19 protein-coding genes and 1 other annotated feature are annotated in these 21492 nt (G+C 35.2%); of the genes, 8 read left to right on the top strand and 11 right to left on the bottom strand.

Annotated elements, in window-relative coordinates:
* Nucleotides 1–5: 5 nt before the first annotated feature.
* Nucleotides 6–2468, top strand: coding sequence for a DNA gyrase subunit A (gene gyrA, locus M6G78_RS09825; RefSeq protein ID WP_253230278.1), 2463 nt, complete (start codon nucleotides 6–8; stop codon nucleotides 2466–2468).
* A gap of 13 nt (nucleotides 2469–2481) precedes the next feature.
* Complete coding sequence (locus M6G78_RS09820) at nucleotides 2482–3129, top strand: lactate utilization protein (RefSeq protein WP_253230277.1); 648 nt, start codon at nucleotides 2482–2484, stop codon at nucleotides 3127–3129.
* 23 nt (nucleotides 3130–3152) lie between these two features.
* Here the strand turns inward: M6G78_RS09820 and M6G78_RS09815 are convergent, their stop codons facing one another.
* From M6G78_RS09815 to M6G78_RS09790, 6 genes are all read right to left on the bottom strand, one after another.
* The gene (locus M6G78_RS09815) at nucleotides 3153–4070 is read right to left on the bottom strand and encodes an immunoglobulin-like domain-containing protein (RefSeq protein WP_253230276.1); all 918 of its coding nucleotides are present in this window, start codon (nucleotides 4068–4070) and stop codon (nucleotides 3153–3155) included.
* A gap of 67 nt (nucleotides 4071–4137) precedes the next feature.
* Nucleotides 4138–5067 carry an RluA family pseudouridine synthase gene (locus M6G78_RS09810; RefSeq protein WP_253230275.1) on the bottom strand — a complete coding sequence of 310 codons (930 nt, stop codon included), beginning with the start codon at nucleotides 5065–5067 and terminating at the stop codon, nucleotides 4138–4140.
* 2 nt (nucleotides 5068–5069) lie between these two features.
* Nucleotides 5070–5942 carry a YitT family protein gene (locus tag M6G78_RS09805; protein WP_253230274.1) on the bottom strand — a complete coding sequence of 291 codons (873 nt, stop codon included), beginning with the start codon at nucleotides 5940–5942 and terminating at the stop codon, nucleotides 5070–5072.
* Nucleotides 5943–5967: 25 nt separating this feature from the next.
* Nucleotides 5968–7695: a pyruvate kinase gene (pyk, locus tag M6G78_RS09800; protein WP_253230273.1), complete on the bottom strand. Its 1728-nt coding sequence runs from the start codon at nucleotides 7693–7695 to the stop codon at nucleotides 5968–5970.
* Nucleotides 7696–7735: 40 nt separating this feature from the next.
* The gene (gene pfkA, locus M6G78_RS09795) at nucleotides 7736–8695 is read right to left on the bottom strand and encodes a 6-phosphofructokinase (RefSeq protein ID WP_138268007.1); all 960 of its coding nucleotides are present in this window, start codon (nucleotides 8693–8695) and stop codon (nucleotides 7736–7738) included.
* A 127-nt stretch (nucleotides 8696–8822) separates the two neighbouring features.
* The gene (locus M6G78_RS09790) at nucleotides 8823–10310 is read right to left on the bottom strand and encodes a clostripain-related cysteine peptidase (RefSeq protein ID WP_253230272.1); all 1488 of its coding nucleotides are present in this window, start codon (nucleotides 10308–10310) and stop codon (nucleotides 8823–8825) included.
* A gap of 255 nt (nucleotides 10311–10565) precedes the next feature.
* Here M6G78_RS09790 and M6G78_RS09785 point away from each other — a divergent pair, with 255 nt between their 5' ends.
* The 6 genes from M6G78_RS09785 (at nucleotide 10566) to leuB (ending at nucleotide 16617) form a co-directional block, all read left to right on the top strand.
* A complete protein-coding gene (locus tag M6G78_RS09785; RefSeq protein WP_253230271.1) occupies nucleotides 10566–11264 on the top strand; it encodes a gamma-glutamyl-gamma-aminobutyrate hydrolase family protein in 699 nt (232 codons plus the stop codon).
* 10 nt (nucleotides 11265–11274) lie between these two features.
* Entirely contained in the window at nucleotides 11275–11520 is a 246-nt protein-coding gene (locus tag M6G78_RS09780) for a TM1266 family iron-only hydrogenase system putative regulator (RefSeq protein ID WP_253230270.1), read from the top strand.
* 214 nt (nucleotides 11521–11734) lie between these two features.
* Nucleotides 11735–11991, top strand: a binding site (T-box leader).
* 95 nt (nucleotides 11992–12086) lie between these two features.
* Nucleotides 12087–13748 (top strand): 2-isopropylmalate synthase, encoded by a 1662-nt coding sequence (gene leuA, locus M6G78_RS09775; protein WP_253230269.1) that lies wholly within the window; start codon nucleotides 12087–12089, stop codon nucleotides 13746–13748.
* 22 nt (nucleotides 13749–13770) lie between these two features.
* A complete protein-coding gene (leuC, locus tag M6G78_RS09770; protein WP_253230268.1) occupies nucleotides 13771–15051 on the top strand; it encodes a 3-isopropylmalate dehydratase large subunit in 1281 nt (426 codons plus the stop codon).
* On the top strand, nucleotides 15051–15545 hold the full coding sequence (gene leuD / locus M6G78_RS09765; protein WP_138268001.1) for a 3-isopropylmalate dehydratase small subunit: 495 nt from the start codon (nucleotides 15051–15053) through the stop codon (nucleotides 15543–15545). Before leuC ends, leuD begins: the two co-directional genes overlap by 1 nt.
* 1 nt (nucleotide 15546) lies before the next feature.
* Nucleotides 15547–16617, top strand: coding sequence for a 3-isopropylmalate dehydrogenase (gene leuB / locus M6G78_RS09760; protein ID WP_253230267.1), 1071 nt, complete (start codon nucleotides 15547–15549; stop codon nucleotides 16615–16617).
* A 142-nt stretch (nucleotides 16618–16759) separates the two neighbouring features.
* Here leuB and M6G78_RS09755 read toward each other — a convergent pair whose 3' ends face one another.
* The 5 genes from M6G78_RS09755 to M6G78_RS09735 form a co-directional block, all read right to left on the bottom strand.
* Nucleotides 16760–18460 (bottom strand): recombinase family protein, encoded by a 1701-nt coding sequence (locus M6G78_RS09755; RefSeq protein WP_253230266.1) that lies wholly within the window; start codon nucleotides 18458–18460, stop codon nucleotides 16760–16762.
* Between the two features lie 87 nt (nucleotides 18461–18547).
* Complete coding sequence (locus M6G78_RS09750; RefSeq protein WP_253230265.1) at nucleotides 18548–18826, bottom strand: transposon-encoded TnpW family protein; 279 nt, start codon at nucleotides 18824–18826, stop codon at nucleotides 18548–18550.
* A 9-nt stretch (nucleotides 18827–18835) separates the two neighbouring features.
* Nucleotides 18836–19720: a ParB/RepB/Spo0J family partition protein gene (locus tag M6G78_RS09745; RefSeq protein WP_253230264.1), complete on the bottom strand. Its 885-nt coding sequence runs from the start codon at nucleotides 19718–19720 to the stop codon at nucleotides 18836–18838.
* Entirely contained in the window at nucleotides 19717–21069 is a 1353-nt protein-coding gene (locus tag M6G78_RS09740) for a relaxase/mobilization nuclease domain-containing protein (protein WP_253230263.1), read from the bottom strand. The genes M6G78_RS09745 and M6G78_RS09740 overlap by 4 nt, the downstream gene beginning before the upstream one ends.
* 1 nt (nucleotide 21070) lies before the next feature.
* Complete coding sequence (locus M6G78_RS09735) at nucleotides 21071–21373, bottom strand: hypothetical protein (RefSeq protein ID WP_253230262.1); 303 nt, start codon at nucleotides 21371–21373, stop codon at nucleotides 21071–21073.
* Between the last annotated feature and the right edge of the window lie 119 nt (nucleotides 21374–21492).

Raw genomic sequence — 21492 nt, 5'->3', positions numbered from 1 at the left:
AAAATATGGCGAAAAAAGAAGAAATTCAAGATATTCATGGAAAAATAGAAACACGTGACATAGTACAAGAAATGCAAACCTCTTATATAGATTATGCCATGAGCGTAATTGTCGGAAGAGCTCTTCCAGATGTAAGAGATGGTTTAAAACCTGTTCACAGAAGAATATTATATTCTATGGCAGAACTTAACTTAACCTACGATAAGCCTTTTAGAAAAAGTGCCAGAATCGTTGGGGATACAATGGGTAAATATCACCCTCATGGTGACATCGCAATTTATGATGCAATGGTTAGACTTGCCCAAGATTTCTCTACAAGATATCCTCTTGTAGACGGTCACGGTAACTTCGGTTCAATCGACGGCGACAGCCAAGCGGCTATGCGTTATACCGAAGCAAAAATGACAAAACTTACAGGAGAAATGTTAAGAGACATAAACAAAGAAACAGTAGATTATATACCTAACTTTGATGAAACTCTTAAAGAACCTGTAGTTCTTCCAAGTAGATTCCCAAATCTTCTTGTAAACGGCTCTAACGGTATCGCCGTTGGTATGGCAACAAACATCCCTCCTCATAACTTAGGAGAAGTAATAGATGCAATTGTTGCTTTAATAGACGATGAAAACATAGAAATAAACGATCTTATTAAATATATCAAAGGTCCCGACTTCCCTACAGGCGGAATCATTATGGGTAAAAGCGGTATTTACAACGCATACACAACAGGTAGAGGAAGAATTAAATTAAGAAGTAAAACTCATATAGAAGAAATAAGTAAAACAAGACAAAGAATTGTCATTACAGAAATTCCTTATATGGTTAACAAATCAAAACTTGTTGAAAAAATTGCCGACTTGGTAAGAGACAAAAAAGTTGTTGGAATTTCAGATATCAGAGATGAATCAGACAGAAACGGAATTAGGGTTGCAATTGATTTAAGAAAAGACGTTAATGCTTCAATCATCTTAAATCAGTTATATAAATATACACAACTGCAAGATACATTCGGCGTAATAATGCTTGCTCTTGTAAACAACCAACCTAAAGTTCTTAACCTAAAAGAAATCTTGGTTCATTACCTAAATCACCAAAAAGAAATAATCGTAAGAAGAACAGAATATGATTTAAAGAAAGCAAAAGCAAGAGCTCATATTGTAGAAGGTCTTCTTATTGCTCTTGACAATATTGATGAAATAATCAAAATCATCAGAGCAAGTTACAACGATGCTGAATTAAAACTTATGGAACGCTTTGAACTTTCTGAAGTACAAGCAAAAGCAATCGTCGATATGAGACTTAGAAGATTGCAAGGACTTGAAAGAGAAAAACTTGAAAATGAATATGCTGAACTTCTTAAAACAATAGAATACTTAGAAAGCGTTCTTGCAAGCGAAGATTTGGTTATGAATATCATAAAAGAAGAACTTCTTGAAATCAAAGGTAAATACAACGATGAAAGAAGAACAGCTTTTGAAGCTGATGATGAAGATTTTGACATGGAAGACTTAATCGAAGAAGAAGATATTGTAGTTACAATAACTCACGTAGGTTATGTAAAAAGACTTCCTGCAAACACATATAAAGCTCAAAAGAGAGGTGGAAGAGGTGTTACGGCTTTATCTACAAGAGAAAACGACTTCGTAAAACATCTATTCTTTACTACAACACATCACTACATTATGTTCTTTACAAACAAAGGTAAAGTATACAGACTTAAAGGCTATGAACTTCCTGAAGCATCAAGAACAGCAAAAGGAACTGCAATAGTAAATCTTTTAGCTCTTGATCCAGGCGAAAAAATAACAGCAGTTATACCTATAAAAGAATTTAAAGATGATGAATTCCTTCTAATGGCAACAAGAAACGGTATATTTAAAAAGACAAGCCTAACTGAATATGACTCTTCAAGAAAGAACGGAATTATCGGAATTAACTTAGCAGAAGACGATGAACTTATTGGAGTATGCCTAACAGACGGACACCAAGAAGTAATACTTGGAACTCATAAAGGTGTTGCAATCAAATTCAAAGAAGAAGATATCAGACCAATTGGTAGAGTATCAAGAGGTGTTAAAGGTATTACGCTTAAAGAAAATGACTTCGTAATCGGAATGGACATTGCTAAGAATGACAGATACGTACTTTCTATTACAGAAAAAGGATATGGTAAAATTACAAAAGCTAATTTATATCCTACACAAGGAAGAGCCGGAAAAGGCGTGCTTAACTATAAAATTACAGGCAAAACAGGTAACCTTGCAGGAATGTGCGTAGTTGAAAAAGAAAAAGACGATATAATGCTTATAAGTGATGACGGAACAGTTATTAGAATTGATGTAAGCGGAATATCTCAAATGGGAAGAAGCACATCAGGCGTTAAAGTAATGAAACTTGATGAAGATGTAAACATCGCAACAATTGCAAAAGCCCCATCTCAAGATGAGGAAGAATTATCCGAAGAATAAAAGGAGATAAAAAATGGATTATATCGGCAGCATAAAGAAAATTAATGAAAAGAAAATTTTAACAACAATTAAAGCTTTAAACAAAAACAATATTGACGCAAGATTATTTGATAGTAAAGATGAACTTTTAAATGCAGTTAGGGAACTTATTCCTGAAGGCTCAACAACTGCAATGGGCGGAAGCTATACTATCAAACAAGTGGAAGGCTTAAGCGAACTTATTCAAAGTTATGACTTTAAAGACAGAAAGAAAGAAGCTAACTCAAAAGAAGAAGCAAGAAAAATCGCAATGGAAGCAAATTTTGTTGACTACTATTTTATGAGCTCCAATGCAATAACTGTTAACGGTGAATTATATAACGTTGACGGAACAGGAAACAGAGTTTCAGCTTTAATTTACGGACCTGAACATGTAATAATTATAGCGAGTCCTAATAAAATCGTATCAAGTGTAGATGCTGCAATCGACAGAGTAAAAGAACAAACAGGTCCAATGAACTGTGAAAGACTTGATATGAAGACTCCTTGCAGAGAACTTGGAAGATGTGCTAACTGTAAGAGTGATGACAAAATATGTATTTTCTATACTTTGACTGGATATCAAAAAAATAAAGACAGAATTAAAGTATTTTTCTTAAATGATTATAATTTAGGATTATAAAAAAAGACCCTAACGGGTCTTTTTTAATTTGTGTATTTTTCATCTACTTCCTGCCAACTTTCTCCAGCATAAGAAAAATCAATATCTTTGTATTTCATAAAACTTTTTAATGTTAATTTATTATCATTTTTTATCAAAACCATTTTAGCAAATTTATAATCAGGACTTTCTCCTTCCTGCCAATTTGAAGCATTATAACTTAAAACAAGAGTTATTTTATTTCCCTTTACATCTATACTGCTTACAAATCCGTTATAATTTGATAATTCACCTTTCACGCTAACAGAATATTTAGCTCTTCCGTAGTTATTAAAAAAGCTCAAAATCAAATCTTCTTCTTTATTTAACCATTTACCGCTAATTGAAGAAATATCTTCATATGGTAAATATGGATTTACCACTGACACAACGAATTCTTTCGTTACGGTGTTTTTACTGCTGTCTTTTGCTGTAACAGTAATCTTATATTGTCCTAATTTTTTTGTATTAACTTCTCCACTTACATCAATATCATTTATCCTCTCATCAACATTATCATACACACTAACCAAATTTTTTATATTAAATTCACTGCCATAAGCAACACTTAACACATCTTCGGTTTTTATATCAGGAGGAGTAGTATCAACTACATTAAATGATACTTCAACTTTTTCCTTTTTGCTTTCACCGTTTTTTCTTATGTAATATGTAATTGTTGTTTTTCCTGTTTTATTTAGCGTTATCTTTTCACTCTTTGCACTAACAATATAGTTTTTATAATCATCACCTAACTTTACAAGAGATAAAGTATCTATATTCTTCCCTGCTTCAATATCCTTATTTATAGGTAATAATTTATCTGATTTAAAAACATTCGATGCAAAAACAATAAATAAGAATAAAAGAAATACAACAAAAGAAACGATAAAAATTATCTTCTTTTTTCTGCTTATATACATATAATCACTCCAATAAATATCATAATTTAACAAATAAAATTATAAAATATAATTTTAAAATAAATTATCAAAATTTATCTGTTTTTTCCAATAAACTTATAACTTTTTCAAGATCTTTTGGAAGAGGAGAATTAAATTGTTTTTTTTCTTTAATTATATCTTTATATTTTTCATCATAATTTATTGTTACTTTATAACAATGTAAAAACTGTCTGTTTAAAGTTATATTTGAATCTGTTTTTTTATAATCATCATATTTTCTATCCCCTAATACACTATATCCTAAAGCATTAAGCTGAGATCTTATTTGATGACTTTTCCCTGTAATAAGTTTTACTTCAAGTAAAGTATAATCCTTATATTTTTTCTTTATTTTAAAAAAGGCGCTTACTTCAAATGCACCATTTATTTTTTCTTTATTTAAAATTAATTTGTTTTGTTTTCTATCTTTTATTCCATAAAGAGTTACTTTACCTTCATTTTTAAATTCACCATATACCAAAGTTAAATATCTTTTATCAATTAAATTTTTCTTTGATATTTCATTTAACAACATTAAACTTCTTCTGTTTTTACCTGCAATTACTATACCACTTGTATTAAGATCAAGCCTCGTTATTATTCCGGTAGTATTTGTATTCAAATAGCTTTTAAGCATACTTACAACATCAGCTTTATTGCTTCCGTTTCCTTGAGATAAAATACCTGCCGGTTTATTTACAATAATAATATTTTCATCTTCATAAATAATATCTAGTCTATTTGTATTTACGGCTTTTACTTTTTTTTCTATTTTAAAATGTTCTTCATTTATATAAAACTGAATTTTATCAAGCTTTTTAGTTCTGTAACTTCCTTGTTCTTTTTTACCATTTACCTTAATATTTTTCTTTCTTAAAAGCTTTTGAATTTCAACTTTAGACAGGTTTGTCACTTTAGTAACAAACCTGTCCAGTCTCATATCTTTATATTCATCATTTATAATTATTTCTTTCATGGTTATTCCTCTGTTACACCCTTAAATCCTTCACCAAGAACCTCACTAACCTCTGCTAGAATAACAAAAGCATCTTTATCAATATCAGTAACAAGTTCTCTTAAAGCTGCAACTTCCATTCTGCTTACAACACAAAAGACAATATCTTTATCTTCATTCGTAAATCCGCCTTTTGCCTTTAAGAAAGTAACGCCTCTGTCAAGATTTTGAAAAATTGCATTTTTAATATCTTTAGGATATGAAGTAAATATATAAAATGCCTTTGTATAGCTTGAACCTTCCTGAATAAAGTCTATAACTTTTGTTGCAACATAAATATTTATTGCAGAATAAAGCATTATTTCAAAGTTTTTAAATGCAATACCGGCAATTAATATTACAATACCATCTATTATTAAAATTAAATTACCTAAAGATATCTGGGTAAGTTTTCTATGAATAAGTAAGGCTAGAAGTTCAGTTCCACCTGTAGTCCCTTTAAACTTAAACAATACGCCTGCCCCAAAACCAAAAACTATTCCTCCGAATACAGATGCTAAAAATAAATCATTTGTAAAATTAAATCTTCCCGTCATTAAATCTATAAAAAACGAGAAAACAAATGTACCATACAATGTCTTTAAAAAATTTATAACACCCATATCCTTATATAAAATAATAAACAAAGGAATACACATAACAAAAGAAGAGACACCAACCGGTGCCCCTGTAAAAGAATATAGGACTGTAGCTAAACCTGAAAACCCACCCGGTGCTATATTATTTGGAATACAAAATGCTGCAAATGCAAATGCCATAATAATGCATGCAATTGTAACAAAAAACATATCCACAAAAAATTTCATTATATTACCGTTTTCTAAATAAGTCTTCATGTTACGCCCCTATAAGATTATTTAATTATTTTGTTTTATATAGAATACCTCTTGTAGCATCAAGAGTAACTTTATCGTTATCTTCAAATCCTTCAAAAGATTCTACTCCAACCAAAACAGGAATACCTGCTGTTCTTAATTCCATTGCTAATTCATTTAACAATGCCTTTTCTGTATAAACAACTCCGCCTGCTTTTTCTAATAAAGGTTTAGCTTCTTTTGAGCATTTTGTAAGAGCTAAGATTTCACCTTCTTTAAAATCTTTTAAATCATCATTATACATTCTGATATTGCTTCTTACTCTACCGCTGATTAAACCAGCCCCTTTAAGAACATGTTCTCCAACTGTTTCAATTCTGATTGAGTTTGTTGTACCTTTCACACCAAGAGGGATACCAGCTGTAATAACAACAATATCACCATCTTTTACATGCATATGTTCTTTTGCACTGCTAATTACTTCTTTATATAAAAGTTCTACATCTGAGAATACATCAATTTTATAAGCATCAACACCCCATACTATAGATAGTCTTCTTTGTACGTATTCTTTATCTGTATAAGCAACTATATCACAGTTTGGTCTATGTTTAGAAATTCTTCTTGCTGTATAACCAGAACTTGTAGGTGTTAAAATTGCTTTTGCATTAAGAGAATCTGCAATTTGTACTGTTGATAAACTTACAGCACTTGTCATACTCTTATCATTTACATATTTACTTCTTGTTCTAAAGTCACTTGCTAATTTGCTTTCTGCAGATTCTGCAATAATACCCATTGTTTGAACTGCTTCAATAGGATATTTACCGGCAGCAGTTTCTCCTGAAAGCATAATTGCGTCAGTACCGTCAAAAATAGCATTAAATACGTCTGTAACTTCGGCTCTTGTAGCTCTTGGGTTGTTTATCATGCTATCAAGCATTTGTGTAGCTGTAATAACAGGTTTACCAACATAGTTACATTTTTTAATGATATCTTTTTGTACGATTGGTACTTCTTCTGCTGGAATTTCTACACCAAGGTCACCTCTGGCAACCATGATTCCATCACTGGCTTCGATAATTTCATCAATATTGTCAACACCTTGTCTGTTTTCAATTTTAGAAATAATATGAATATCTTCTCCACCATTGTTATTTAAAACTTCTCTTATTGCAAAAACATCTTCTTTGCTTCTAATAAAAGATGCTGCAACGAAGTCAATATCGTTTTTAATACCAAATAATAAGTCATTTGTATCTTTTTCAGTAAGAGCTGGAAGTTTAATATTTACTCCAGGAATATTTATACTTTTATGATTTTTTACAGGACCACCGTTATCTACTCTTAAAACAACGTCGCTTCCTTTAATTTCTCTAACAGTTAATTTAATTAAACCGTCATCGATTAAAACTACATCACCTTTTTTTAGTTCTTCTGCTAAATGATCATATGTTGTAGCACAACCATGTTCATCTCCAAGTTCATCACCAACATAAAGAGTGAACATGCTTCCTTCTTTTAAGAATACTCCACCGTCTTTAAATTTCTTTGTTCTAATTTCAGGACCTTTTGTATCTAATAAGATAGCAATTGGTTGATTTAATTTTTCTCTAATTTCTTTTATTGTGTCTATTCTTGCTTGATGTTCTTCATAATCCCCATGTGAAAAGTTAAGTCTTGCAACATTCATACCTGATGCAATTAAATGTGTAAGAATTTTTTTATCTTCACTTGCAGGACCTATTGTACATACAATTTTTGTTTTCTTCATAATTTTATGCCCATCTCCTAATCATAAACTTATTTTTATATTATATTGCTAACATTTCAGCAATTCTTTTTGCTTCTTCATCAATTACATATGGCATAGCCAATGCTTCTTCAATTTCCATATCTAAAAATCTTCCATGTTGATAACACATACATCTGTTTGTTTTTCCATCTCTTAAACATTCAACAGCTAAAGCACCCATTTTACTTGCAAGCATTCTGTCAAATGCAGTTGGAGAACCACCTCTTTGTATGTATCCTAAGTTAGTTCCTCTTGTTGTTACACCAGAGTATTTTTCAATAACATCACAGAATTCTTCGTAATGTCCAACTCCTTCGGCAAGAATAACAAGTCCATAATATTTTCCAAGGCTAAAGCCTTCTTTTATTTTTTCACAAACAACATCTAAGTTTAATTCTTTTTCAGGAATTAAAATTGCTTCAGCTCCTGCTGCAATACCTGCATAAAGAGCAATAAAGCCACTGTTTCTTCCCATTACTTCAACAACATTTACTCTGCTGTGAGAAGAAGATGTATCTCTGATTTTATTGATTGCGTCAACTGCAGTATTTACTGCTGTATCGAATCCTATAGAATATTCAGTACATGAAATATCATTATCAATTGTTCCAGGAATTCCGATAACGTTAATTCCTGCTCTGCTTAATTTTTGAGCACCTCTGTAGGAACCGTCTCCTCCGATTACTACCAAGCCTTCTATTTCATGTCTATTTAATGTATCAACAGCTCTTTTTAAGCCTTCGTCGGTTTTCATTTCCAAACATCTTGCAGAACGAAGAAAAGTTCCGCCTCTTTGAATCTTATCTGATACAGAATAAGCATCAAGTTTAACGATATTATCATCCATTAAACCTTGATAACCTTGTTGTACACCATAAACTTCAAATCCATAATATATTCCTGCTCTAACAACAGCTCTAATAGCTGCGTTCATACCGGGAGCATCCCCGCCACTTGTTAAAACTGCTATTTTTCTCAATTTTTTTCTCTCCTTTATTATATGAATTATTAAAAAATTTCTAGATTCACGTTTTATATTATACTATAAGATGAAAAAAAACATTATACTTTTTTTACAAAAATATGAAAATTTTTTCATATTTTGATTACATTTGTAATATATTGACGTTTTCTGTGACTTTAAGCACATTTTTGCATAAAATCTTTACAGCATTTTGCTCTAAAAGTTCGTAATTTATTATACATATTTTATCATTAAAAGCCAGCTCATTTAGCTTTTTTTCAGAAATATTTAAGTTACCTCTTCCCATAACAACGCCTAATATACCTACTTTATTATTATACACATTATATTCAAATCTGATACTTGCTTCCTTACCATTATATATTATAGGGGAAGTATAAATTTCACTCATACCTATAGTCCCAATTTTATAACAAGTTAGCATATATCCATTTAAATAAAAAGGTTTATTATTACTTCTTTGATTGTATTTCGTTATTTCATATATAATATTTTTGTTTTGTATCTTTTTAACTTTGAAAATATCTTTATTTTTTTTCATATCGTCATTTAAAGAGTATTTAATTAAAAATTTACAATAAGAGTTATTTGCGTTAAACTTTTCATACAACACAAGCTCATTTAACGTCTTATTATTATAATCCAAAGGAAAGAAAATTGATACCCCGCAAGCATCATTATTTAAAAAACCTTTCCTATTATATATAACAACTTCATTGATAAGTTTTTCAAGATTTTCATAATCACTTTCTTTAAATATATTTTTTGAAAGAGAAAGGAAATCAACCATATTGCTAAAACCTTCTTCTTTGGTTCTTCCACCAAAAATTGTCCCCTTTAAAATATCTTCTTTAAGATTATTTACATCTTTTTCATTTATGCTATTTTCAAGTAAAAGATTAAATTTATCATACAAAGATTCAACCTTACCTAAATTTAATAAGGACATTGTTATTATCTTATCTTTATTTTTTCTTACACTTTCCTTGTAATAGCTTTCAACAATTAACCTTCCTAAACTTTCTATATCTCTGTTTTGTGATTTTTCAATAATACTTTTATAATTTAACCCATAGCCCAAAACAAACTCTTCGCTTGCGACCATATACTTAGAGTAGTCTTTAATGGTATATGCAGTTTCCAATGAGCTCATTAAACAAGCATCAAAAACAATCATATCTAGTTTTGTTTTATGATTTTCATATGAAGTTTTAAGTCCTTTTTTCAGTTCACTAAGCAAAAGCGTATCATTATCAAAATTTTCATCTTTACCAAATCCCGATATTGCTCCTCCTCCATGGTTCCAAAAAATCAGTATATTTTCATCACTTTTATAATGTCCCATTGAAAAATCAATGAACTCACTAAGTGTTTCACTGCTTCCCATACTTTTTTTAGATAGGTTCTTAATTAAATGAAGTTTTTTGTTTTTTATTTCAAATATTTGATTATTATTTTCATTTATTTTTTCATTATTCCAATTCTTTGTTCCGCCTGTGTATATTAAAACTTTACTGCCTTTTGGTATTTCACTTTCGCATATTTCTTTCAAATCTCCGCTTGCAATTTTATCTTCGCTTTCCAAATCAGAACCGTTCATATATATCATAAAAGTTCTGTTAAATGTTTTATATGAATAATTTTCACAAAAGAAATAGATTAATATTATAAAAACAAAACATAAAAATAAACCCTTTTTCATACCTTTATTATTTAATAAATAAATATAAATATGTAATTTTTATTATAAAAATAGAATTTTTATAATATGGAATTATTTTTTTATATATGATATTCTTTTATTATTAGCTAAAATAAAACTATACAAATTTTAATAAAAGCATTGACATAAAAAGGAGACAAAATGGAAAAACCAATAATCGGAATAGTACCGCTTTTTGACGAATACAAAGACAGCTATTGGATGCTTCCGGGATATATGTTAAGCATTGAAAAATGCGGTGGAATACCTATAATGTTACCTCTAACAACTAATAAGGAAAATATAAAAAAACTTACAAAATACTGTGATGGATTTCTATTTTCCGGTGGACACGATGTAAACCCTAATCTGTATAAAGAAGAAAAATCCAATAAATGTCATAATATATGTGTTGAACGTGACGAAATGGAAACAATATTATTTGAAGAAATAATAAAAGAGGATAAACCTCTTCTTGCAATTTGCAGAGGAATACAAATAATAAACGTTCTTCTTGGAGGTAGTTTATATCAAGACTTACAAACACAAAAAGGATTAAACCACGTTCAAAAACCACCTTACAACATAAACTTTCATAAAGTGGATATAATAAAAGATACTCCTTTATATAATCTTTTAAACTTAAATGAAATAGGCGTAAACAGTTATCATCACCAAGCAATAAAAGATTTAGCCGAGAATTTAAAACCTATGGCAGTTTCAAAAGACGGATTAATAGAAGGAGTATATTTAGAGGATAAAAAATTTGTTTGGGGACTTCAGTGGCATCCTGAATTCAATTATGAAAAAGAAGAAACAAGCATAAAAATAATTAAAGAATTCATAAACAAATGTAAATGAAGGAGGAAGTATGAGAATAGCAGTAATAAGTCTGGTTCTAGATGAACCTAAAAAAGTACAAAAAGAAGTAAATGAGGTAATAAGCAGCTATAAAGATATTATAAGAGGAAGAATGGGAATACCATTAGACAGAGAAAATGTATCAATTATATCTATTGCCGTAATCGGCGAAGCTGATACAATAAATGCTTTTACGGGAAGACTTGGAAAAATCGACCACGTTCAAGTAAAAACATCTTTCTCAAAAAAACAATAAAAAAACACCTTTTAAGGTGTTTTTTTATTGTTTTACATTAATGAAAAATAAAATAATTCACATAAAATTTTCTATATATTTTCATAAATTCAACACCCTAAATGTTACAAATATAATAAATGTAAAATGCATCTAAAAATTAAAGAATTTTCTAAATATTATTGACAATTAACTTTTCATGTGATAGATTATTATCAATATGAACTTAATACCTTTAAACACAAAGAAGAGGAATAGTAAGTTTTTTAACAAGTCGCAGAGAGCTGTTGGTTGGTGTAAAACAGTACTTAACAAAAACCGAACTCGCCTCAGAGTGGTTTACTGAAATCTACGGAGAGTAAGTGGAAACGGGTGTCACCCGTTACAGTGACGAGATATCGGCACACTGCCCGTATCTTTAATGAGTGTATTCTTATTTACTAAAGAATAAATTAGAGTGGTACCGCGGAATTAGTAACTTTCGTCTCTTATTTGAGAACGGAAGTTTTTTTATACCAAATTCCAACTAAAAAGTGTGTTAAATTTTAAATAAGGTGCGTTCATAAATAATTAAAGAGGTAAAAAATATGAAAAATTTTGAAAAGTACAGACCATATCCGCCAATGAAAAAAACTGACAGAAAATGGCCGGATAAAGTTATTGAAAAAGCTCCAATATGGTGCAGCGTTGACTTAAGAGACGGAAACCAAGCTCTTGAAATCCCTATGAGCTTAGATGAAAAAATTGAATTTTATAACAAACTTGTGGAAATAGGCTTTAAAGAAATCGAAGTAAGCTTCCCAGCTGCAAGCGATACAGAATTTGAATTTGTAAGAACATTAATAGAAAAAGACATGATTCCCGATGATGTAAATATTCAAGTTCTTACACAATCAAGAGATGAAATAATAGAAAAAACATTTGCTTCCATAAAAGGTGCTAAAAGAGCAATAGTACATCTTTACAACTCTACTTCAGTTCTTCAAAGAGACGTAGTATTTAATGCAAGTAAAGAAGAAGTAACACAAATTGCCGTAAGAGGCGCTAAGAAATTCTTGGAAGAAATGAAAAAATATCCTGAAACAGATTTTACTTTTGAATATTCTCCTGAAAGCTATACAGGAACAGAAATGGATTATGCAGTTGAAATCTGTAATGCAGTAATAGATACATGGCATGGAAAAGTAAATAATAAAATTATAATAAATCTTCCATCAACCGTTGAAATGGCAACTGCCAATATTTATGCAGACCAAATAGAATATTGTTCAGAAAGACTTCATCACCGCGAAGACGTTATATTAAGTCTTCATGCTCACAACGACAGAGGAACGGGAGTTGCCGCAACAGAACTTGCTTTAATGGCAGGAGCAGACAGAGTTGAAGGAACACTTTTCGGAAACGGAGAAAGAACAGGAAACTGTGACATTATGGTTGTTGCAATGAATATGTTCTCTCAAGGAATAGACCCTAAACTTGACTTTTCAAAAATAAGAGAACTTGGGGATATGTACGAAAGACTTACAAGAATGGAAATAAACCCAAGACATCCTTACGTTGGTTCTTTAGTATTCACTGCATTCTCAGGCTCACACCAAGATGCAATAAGAAAAGGAATGAACAAAAGAGAAGAAAGAAAACAAACAATATGGGAAGTTCCTTATCTTCCAATCGACCCAAAAGACGTTGGAGGTACATACGACCCAATCGTACGTATCAATTCACAGTCTGGTAAAGGCGGGGTTGCATTCGTACTTGAACAAAATTATGGATTATATCTTCCTAAAGAATTCCAAAAAGATTTCAGCAAAGTTACAACAAAAGTATCAGATAAACATCATAGTGACCTTGCACCTGAAGTTATATTTGATATATTCAAAAAAGAATACATCAACAACGAAAATCCTATTAAACTTATAAAATATAAAGAAACAACTAAAGACCACGACGAAGAAGTTTCTATCAAAGCTATAATTGAATATAAAGGCGAAGAAAGAGAAATAAGCGGCGTTGGTAATGGTATTATAGATGCATTCACACATGCTCTTGAAAATAAATTTAACATTGAAATGGAAGTAACCGATTATAGAGAACACTCTATGGAATACGGTACAAACGCAAGAGCTATTTCATACATTCAAATTGAAGGACATAACCACAAAATGTACTACGGAGCCGGAGTATCAAGTAACATAACATTATCTTCATTCTATGCCGTAGTAAGTGTTGCAAATAAAATTGTTAAGTAGAAATTAAGGAGAGATATTTATTATGGGAATGACAATGACACAAAAAATCCTTGCAAAACACGCAGGACTAGACAGCGTTGTTGCAGGGCAATTAATTGAAGCAAAACTTGACATTGTAATGGGTAACGACATTACAACTGCAGTTGCTTTAAAAGAATTCAAAAAAACCGGTGCAAAGAAAGTATTTGATGAAAACAAAGTAGCAATCGTACTTGACCACTTCACACCAAACAAAGATATCAAAGCAGCTGAACAATGTAAAAGCTGTAGAAATTTTGCTTGGGATATGAATGTTAAAAACTTCTTTGATGTTGGAGATATGGGTATCGAACATGCACTTTTACCTGAAAAAGGAATAGTAGTTCCCGGAGAAGTTATAATCGGAGCAGACTCTCATACTTGTACATACGGAGCTCTTGGAGCATTTTCAACAGGTGTTGGAAGTACAGATATGGCAATAGGTATGGCAACAGGTGAAGCATGGTTCAAAGTTCCTGAAGCAATTAAATTTGTACTAAAAAACAAACCTGCAAAATGGATAAGCGGTAAAGACATTATATTACATATTATTGGTAAAATCGGTGTTGACGGTGCTTTATACAAATCAATGGAATTTGTTGGAGATGGAATCAAGTATTTATCTATGGATGATAGATTCTCAATGGCTAATATGGCTATAGAAGCAGGTGCAAAAAATGGTATATTCCCTGTTGATGAAAAGACAATCGAATATGCAAAAGCACATTCAACAAAACCTTTTGAAGTATTTGAAGCTGATGAAGATGCTGAATATGAACAAGTTATAGAAATCGACTTAAGCAAACTTAGACCTACTGTTTCTTATCCTCATCTTCCTGAAAATACAAAAACAGTAGATGAATCTATGAAAGAAAAAGTATATGTAGATCAAGCAGTTATCGGTTCTTGTACAAATGGAAGACTTGAAGATATTAAAATGGCTGCTGATATTTTAAGAGGCAGAAAAGTAAACAAAAAAGTAAGAGCAATAGTTATCCCTGCTACACAACAAATTTATCTTGACAGTATCAAACTTGGATATGTTGAAGATATAATAAAAGCAGGCGCAATTGTTTCTACTCCAACATGCGGGCCATGCCTTGGAGGACATATGGGTATCTTGGCTGCAGGAGAAAAAGCAATTTCAACAACAAACAGAAACTTCGTAGGAAGAATGGGACATGTAGACAGCGAAGTTTACTTATCAAGTCCAGCCGTTGCAGCAGCATCAGCAGTTGCCGGATATATTGTTGACCCAGAAAAAGTAATGGAGGGAGATTTTTAATGGAAGCACAAGGAAAAGTATTTAAATACGGTGATAATGTAGATACTGACGTAATAATCCCTGCAAGATACTTAAATGTATCAAGCGGAGATGAACTTGCAAAATATTGTATGATTGATATAGACAAAGACTTTGTAAATAAAATGAATAAGGGTGACATAATCGTTGCAACGAAAAACTTTGGTTGTGGTTCAAGCAGGGAACATGCTCCTCTTGCAATTAAATGCGCAGGAGTATCTTGTGTTATAGCATCAACATTTGCAAGAATCTTCTATCGTAACGCAATAAATATCGGCTTACCTATTCTTGAATGTGAAGAAGCAGCAAATGATATTAAAGCAGGCGATGAAGTAAAAGTTGATTTTAACACAGGTATTATTTCAAACTTAACAACAAACAAAGAATATAAGGCACAACCTTTCCCTGAATTCATGCAAAAAATCATGAAAGCAGGCGGACTTGTAGAATATACAAAGGAAAAGATCGGAGAATAATATGGAATTTAATTTGGCGGTAATAAAAGGGGATGGAATAGGTCCTGAGGTAACAGCTGAAGCTGTAAAAGTACTAAATAAAATAGGAGAAAAATATTCTCATACATTTAAATTTGCATATGTTAGAGCAGGCGGAGACGCAATCGACAATTGCGGTGAATGTCTACCAAAAGAAACAGTACAGCTTTGCAAAAACTCTGACAGCGTTATTTTAGGTGCTGTGGGAGGTCCTAAATGGGATAATCTTCCAGGAGATCAAAGACCTGAAAAAGCATTACTTGGCATAAGAGAAGCTTTAGGATTATATGCAAACCTTAGACCTGCAATAATACATAAAGCTTTAAGCGATGCTTGTCCTATAAAGAAAGAAATTATAGGCGACAGCTTAGATATTATGGTTGTAAGAGAACTTACAGGCGGTATCTACTTTGGAGAAAGAGGATATAGAGAAGGTAAATACGGAAACGAAGCTTACGACACAGAAAGTTATTCAGAAATGGAAATAAGAAGAATAGGTAAAATCGCATTTGAAACAGCAATGGCAAGAAACAAAAAACTTGCAAGTATTGATAAAGCAAACGTACTTGAAAGCAGCAGACTTTGGAGAAAAATCATAACAGAAATGAGCAAAGATTATCCGGAAGTTGAAGTTACACATATGTATGTTGATAATGCAGCTATGCAGCTTGTAAGAAACCCTAAACAATTTGACGTTATTGTAACATCAAATATGTTCGGTGATATTTTATCAGATGAAGCAAGCCAAATTACAGGTTCTATTGGTATGCTTCCATCAGCAAGTCTTGGAGAAAATTCTTTTGGAATGTATGAACCAATTCACGGTTCTGCTCCTGATATTGCAGGTAAAAACATGGCTAACCCTATTGCAACAATTCTTTCAATGGCAATGATGCTTAGATATACATTTACCCTTGAAGAAGAAGCAAGTGCAATCGAAAATGCCGTAACAAAGGTTCTTGATATGGGATATAGAACTCCTGATATAGTAAGCGAAGGCACAAAAGAAGTCGGCACAAGACAAATGGGAGATTTAATAACAGAGGCGATATAAAAACTCTGAAAGAGTGTTTTATAATTTAATTATAATGAGCAAATAAAAAAAGACCGTTAAGAAATGCCAACGCCAGATAAGGAAGTATTTATGTAAGGGGTACGGTGTAACTCAGAAAAATGGGTTACGCCGTACCTTTTTGTTATGCTACAAAGCGGAAGTCCTGTGGGTTTTCCCGTATTTCCTGCATCATAGCAAGGATTTCCTGCTCGGTGGGAATGTCTATCATTCCCGCCGCCGTGAAGTAAATATCCACCTTCACATAACAGTGGCCGCTTGACTTGTCGTTGTTGTGGACTTCAATGCGCTCAATCAGAGAGTTTACAAGTGCCGGGGTAAGCTTTGCAATATCCGTCAGTTCACGAAGCGTTCGGAGCAGCAGCCTTAAATCCGTAACCTTCTGCTTCGCTTCCTGCAAGGTCTTTTGACAGTCGGAAACCTCCCGCATCAGTGCTTTCTGCTCTTTTTCGTAGTTTTGGAGCATTTTGGAAAAGCGTTCATCAGAAAGTATGCCGCTTGCGTTCTGTTCAAACACCTTTTCAATCAGCCTGTCGATTTCCGCAATTCTCTTTGTACCCTGTTCCACCGTCTGCTCCAGCCTTTTGTGTTCCTTCTGCCGCATGGCGTTGGTTTTCTTCGCCAGCATATACAGAAATACTGTTTCGTGGCACTTCACAAACTCCGATAAACCGCTGATGGCTTCAAACACAATCTTTTCCAGCACAACATCCCGGATATAGTGGATTTGGCAAGTCCCTCTGCCGTCCTTGTAGTTAGAACACCGCCAAAATTCCTGATTGCGTTTCAGGCTTTTTGCAGCGCAGAAATGCAGCTTTGCGCCGCAATCGGGACAGTACACCAATCCCGAAAACAGACTTGCTCTGCCTGTGGCGGTCGGTCTGCGGCGGTGTTTACGAAGTTCCTGCACCCTCAGCCATTGTTCCTCCGAGATAATCGGCTCCTGCATATTCGGGATAACCTGATGTTCCACCGCCGGTTTGTAAATGGTTTTATGCACCTTGTAGCTGACGGTGGTGGTCTTGAAGTTTACCGCACAGCCGGTGTACTGCCTGTTTTCAAGAATACCGACAACGGTTTTCTGGTCCCAACAGTACGGATTAGCCGGTACTTTCTGCGCGTGACTTCTGCCGATAGATTCATAGTAAGCAGAGGGAACAAGGATTTGTTCTTTCTCCAACTGCCTCGCAATCTGCGATGGGCCACGCCCTGCAAGGCAAAGCGCATAGATTTTGCGTACCACTTCGGCGGCGGGCTCGTCAATCAGCCATTTCTCCTTATCATTCGGGTCTTTCCTGTACCCAAACGGAACAGAAGAAGATACCCGTTTGCCGTTATCTGCTTTTGACTGCCATACCGCACGGATTTTCTTGGAGGTCTGTGCCGCATACCACTCGTTGAAAATATTGTGGAACGGCATCATCTCCACGCCATCGCCGGTCAAAGTATCTACTCGCTCCTGTATGGCGATAAAGCGGATACCCAGCGACGGATACACCACCTGCGTCAATCTTCCCATTTCCACCTGTTCACGCCCGAAACGGGATAGGTCTTTCACAATAATGGTGCCGATTTCTCCGTTCTCCGCCATACGCTCCATACGCATAAAATCCGGTCTTTGGAAGGTGGTGCCCGATACGCCGTCATCCACGAAAAACATGGTGTTGGTGTATCCCTCTTTTCGGGCGAAGTCCTGCAAAATCTGCTTTTGATTCGTGATGGAGTTTGACTCCTCGTCCTTGTTGTCATCGTCTACGGAAAGTCTACAGTAAAGCGCCGTGATTTTTTCATCTGCCTGCCCGTTTGGTTTCGTTGCTGTTGTCATCGTTCATTTTCTCCTTTCCGGCAACAGGGCATAGCAAAGGCATATTCATCCTACTATACCCTATTGCCTTTTTCTATTGTGCAATGGTTAAATCAGGTTTTCGGACAGAATCAGTTCCTTAAATTGCTCCATTACGCATTGCCTGCCTTTGGGATTAAAATGCGTGGAGATTTCGTAGGTTGTCCCGCCAATTTTCAGCTTGAAATCGTCCTCCCCGAAGCGGCGCAGCCTGCTGTAATCCAGACTGCGTTCTCCGCTTCGAGGCAGCATATAATCCACAAGACAAACCGGCTCGGTTTCATCGATCGGCTCAGGCGGCAGAGCATATATAACTTCGTTATTCTGGTAAATCTCCGTTTTCTTCATACTGCCACCTTACCTTTCGTCACGATTTCTACGGCTTCGTTCCAGTTTCCTGTTGTAGTCGTAAAGCAGTTTCAGAATGGTATCGGTCATCTGCTTCTGCGTGTAGTTCTTTGGGAAAAAGCCTCTCAAATCCTGTACCTTAAAGCTGATACGCTCGGCCTGATTGGCTTTTTCCTCCGACATAATCTCATAGATACTGTCTGAGGAAAGCGTGCCCTGCTGCGCCGCTTTTTTCATACGAATACTCTGTGCGTGGGAAGGGGTGCAGTCGTTCAGGCTCATAGCGTCCAGCAGGATGTTCTGCTGTTCTTCGGACAGATAGGAAAGTTCAACGGCGGGACTGAGGGCGATCACGCCCTCGTCCACCTTTTGGAGCAGTTCGGGAATGAGATGGGTTAAGCGGATATACCGGAACACCTGGTCTCGGCTTTCATTCCGTGCTTTGCCGATTTCAGCGGCGGTATCCGACTTTGTCGCAGCTTGCGACAAAGTTAAGTCCGTGCGCTTGCCCTGCGCTTTCATTGCATCCATCTTCATTTTGTAGGCAAAGGCCTTTTCACTTGGGAGTATCCGTTCACGGTGGAGATTGCTGTCCACCACCGCAATCATCGCTTCGTTTCGGTCAAGGGGATAGATCAAAGCAGGCACTTCCGTCAGTCCTGCTTTTACGGCGGCGTGCAGTCTACGGTGTCCGCTGACCACTTCATATTCGTCCGTATTTTCAATCGGGCGGACGATCAGCGGAGAAATAATACCCTGTGTCTTAATGCTCTCTGTAAGGCTGTTCATATCTTCATCGTCCAGCACCTGAAAGGGATGTCCCTCAAAGGTGCGGAGCTTATCTGTTCGGATGTTTGCCGCCCTTTTCTTCGGCGGGCTGCTTGTATTTGTCATCGTTCATACCTTCTTTCTTTGTGTTTTATTGCTATGGCAGTTTCCATCTGCCGTTCGGTTTCCAGCAGTTTTTCAAATCTCGGTATCTTTTCGAGAATCGCCCTTGCGGTAGACAGTTCCTTCCGCAAAGGCTTGATTTTTGCGGTAATATCCCTCGCTTCGGCGTTCAGCGTTTCGCTTTTCTTATGGCGGTTGCGGTTATATACCGCTTGCCGCTCCTTTTCCAAAGCGGAGATTTGCACCCGTGTTTCGCTGATAAAAGTAACAAGCTCCTGCGGAGAATCCATCTGCTTCTCACACAGGAATCTGTATTCTTCAAGGGTTTTATCCAGTTTGACAACCTCCCGCCGCATTTCGGGCGAAAGCGGACGGGGAGAGGCGGGAGCGATATTGTTGCCTGTAATCAGCTTGCATAACTTGATAATCAGTTCAAACAATATCTGTATACCGTCCATCTTTTTCATTTTGCGGTATTCAATCTCAAGCAGAAGCAGCGGCGTATATTTTGGCTTGTGAAAAGGCACATAGCCGATATACCGCTGATTGCCAAGCAGCCGTTCACGGATGGCGGCAGGGGTATATTCCTTGCCCAGTCGCTCCAAGCGCACCGCCCTCTGCCAGCCTGGCGCTTTGACGGAATAGTGGGCAAAGCGCTCGTCACGCCGTATCTCATAGCCCATATCTTTGAGGCGTATCTCAAAGGCTTTGAAATTGGTGGACTGGGCAAGCGCAGCGTCAATATCCGCTTTCAAAAGCTCTCTGTGCGACATACCGCCGCTCTGCTTCAGCCAGTATTCCTTTTTCTTCCCGCCGTAAAACTCGGCTTCTTTTAGGACGCTTTTTCCGTATTCCAGACATACGGCGTCAGAGATTTCACGGAGCCTGTGATGGTCGGAGATATGGTTTTCGAACTTTCTGCCGGTCTTAAAGGATACGGAGTTTATCACAAAATGGTTATGGAGATTATCGGTATTGAGGTGGGTGGTAACAACAATTTCATATTCCTTGCCCCACATACGCCTTGCGGTTTCCAAGCCGATTTTATGCGCTTCTTCGGGAGTTACTTCGCCGGTCTGAAAGCTCTGATACCCGTGATACGCCACATTGCCGCCTGTTTTGCCGAAGCGCTTTTTCGTTGCCATCATACGCTCATAGGCTCTTTTGGCGTTGCAGTTGATACCGCTGACATACATACACTCATCGGTCTTTTTATCATTGGAAACATACTGCAAGGCGGCGTAGAGATCGCTGTCCACATACCTTTTGTCGATGGTTTTATCGGGATTTTCCGCATAGTCTATCACTTCCTTCAGCCTGCTTTTCACAGGCCAGAATCCCGTAGTTGCCACATCATACCACCAACCTTTCCTTTTGCGGTAAGATAAGTTCGGCGGTTATCTCATCAATCAAAGCGATAATTTTTTCTTCCGTGTCCGCTGAAATTTTGCCTTCGCATACCACACAGAGTGCGTCTAATTTATCGCTGAAAGAGAAGAATACTTCGGGTAAAACGGCTCTCGGCATATATCCCAAAGCACGCTGCCGGAGATATTCCGATACGGTCAGACCGCACCTATCAGCATTGCGCTCAATCAGATTTTTTTCTTTTTCGCTCACACGGATAAACAGGTTTTTGTTCTTTATTTCATTCATACAACATCAATCCTTTCTTTGAATTCGGGGTATTAGGGGCGGCAGCCCCTAAAGTGAAATCGGCACTTGCTGCCGATTAAAGCGGAAACTGTCAATACAGTTTCCCTGCTTGTTACGGT

It is taken from the genome of Anaerofustis sp. NSJ-163 (genome assembly GCF_024135845.1).
In the GTDB taxonomy this organism is placed as follows: Bacteria; Bacillota; Clostridia; order Eubacteriales; family Anaerofustaceae; genus Anaerofustis; species Anaerofustis butyriciformans.
The sequence above is the reverse complement of the archived record's forward strand: the minus strand, read 5'-3'. Positions and strand labels throughout refer to the sequence as shown.

What these genes read in the sequence shown, in the direction of transcription:
- leuC (WP_253230268.1), top strand. Translation starts at nt 13,771, where the DNA reads ATGGGAATGACAATGACACAAAAAATCCTTGCAAAACACGCAGGACTA.
- M6G78_RS09815 (WP_253230276.1), bottom strand. Translation starts at nt 4,070, where the DNA reads ATGTATATAAGCAGAAAAAAGAAGATAATTTTTATCGTTTCTTTTGTT.
- leuA (WP_253230269.1), top strand. Translation starts at nt 12,087, where the DNA reads ATGAAAAATTTTGAAAAGTACAGACCATATCCGCCAATGAAAAAAACT.
- M6G78_RS09805 (WP_253230274.1), bottom strand. Translation starts at nt 5,942, where the DNA reads ATGAAGACTTATTTAGAAAACGGTAATATAATGAAATTTTTTGTGGAT.
- leuB (WP_253230267.1), top strand. Translation starts at nt 15,547, where the DNA reads ATGGAATTTAATTTGGCGGTAATAAAAGGGGATGGAATAGGTCCTGAG.
- M6G78_RS09790 (WP_253230272.1), bottom strand. Translation starts at nt 10,310, where the DNA reads ATGATATATATGAACGGTTCTGATTTGGAAAGCGAAGATAAAATTGCA.
- M6G78_RS09820 (WP_253230277.1), top strand. Translation starts at nt 2,482, where the DNA reads ATGGATTATATCGGCAGCATAAAGAAAATTAATGAAAAGAAAATTTTA.
- M6G78_RS09755 (WP_253230266.1), bottom strand. Translation starts at nt 18,460, where the DNA reads ATGACAACAGCAACGAAACCAAACGGGCAGGCAGATGAAAAAATCACG.
- M6G78_RS09750 (WP_253230265.1), bottom strand. Translation starts at nt 18,826, where the DNA reads ATGAAGAAAACGGAGATTTACCAGAATAACGAAGTTATATATGCTCTG.
- M6G78_RS09745 (WP_253230264.1), bottom strand. Translation starts at nt 19,720, where the DNA reads ATGACAAATACAAGCAGCCCGCCGAAGAAAAGGGCGGCAAACATCCGA.
- gyrA (WP_253230278.1), top strand. Translation starts at nt 6, where the DNA reads ATGGCGAAAAAAGAAGAAATTCAAGATATTCATGGAAAAATAGAAACA.
- leuD (WP_138268001.1), top strand. Translation starts at nt 15,051, where the DNA reads ATGGAAGCACAAGGAAAAGTATTTAAATACGGTGATAATGTAGATACT.
- pyk (WP_253230273.1), bottom strand. Translation starts at nt 7,695, where the DNA reads ATGAAGAAAACAAAAATTGTATGTACAATAGGTCCTGCAAGTGAAGAT.
- M6G78_RS09735 (WP_253230262.1), bottom strand. Translation starts at nt 21,373, where the DNA reads ATGAATGAAATAAAGAACAAAAACCTGTTTATCCGTGTGAGCGAAAAA.
- M6G78_RS09780 (WP_253230270.1), top strand. Translation starts at nt 11,275, where the DNA reads ATGAGAATAGCAGTAATAAGTCTGGTTCTAGATGAACCTAAAAAAGTA.
- M6G78_RS09785 (WP_253230271.1), top strand. Translation starts at nt 10,566, where the DNA reads ATGGAAAAACCAATAATCGGAATAGTACCGCTTTTTGACGAATACAAA.
- M6G78_RS09810 (WP_253230275.1), bottom strand. Translation starts at nt 5,067, where the DNA reads ATGAAAGAAATAATTATAAATGATGAATATAAAGATATGAGACTGGAC.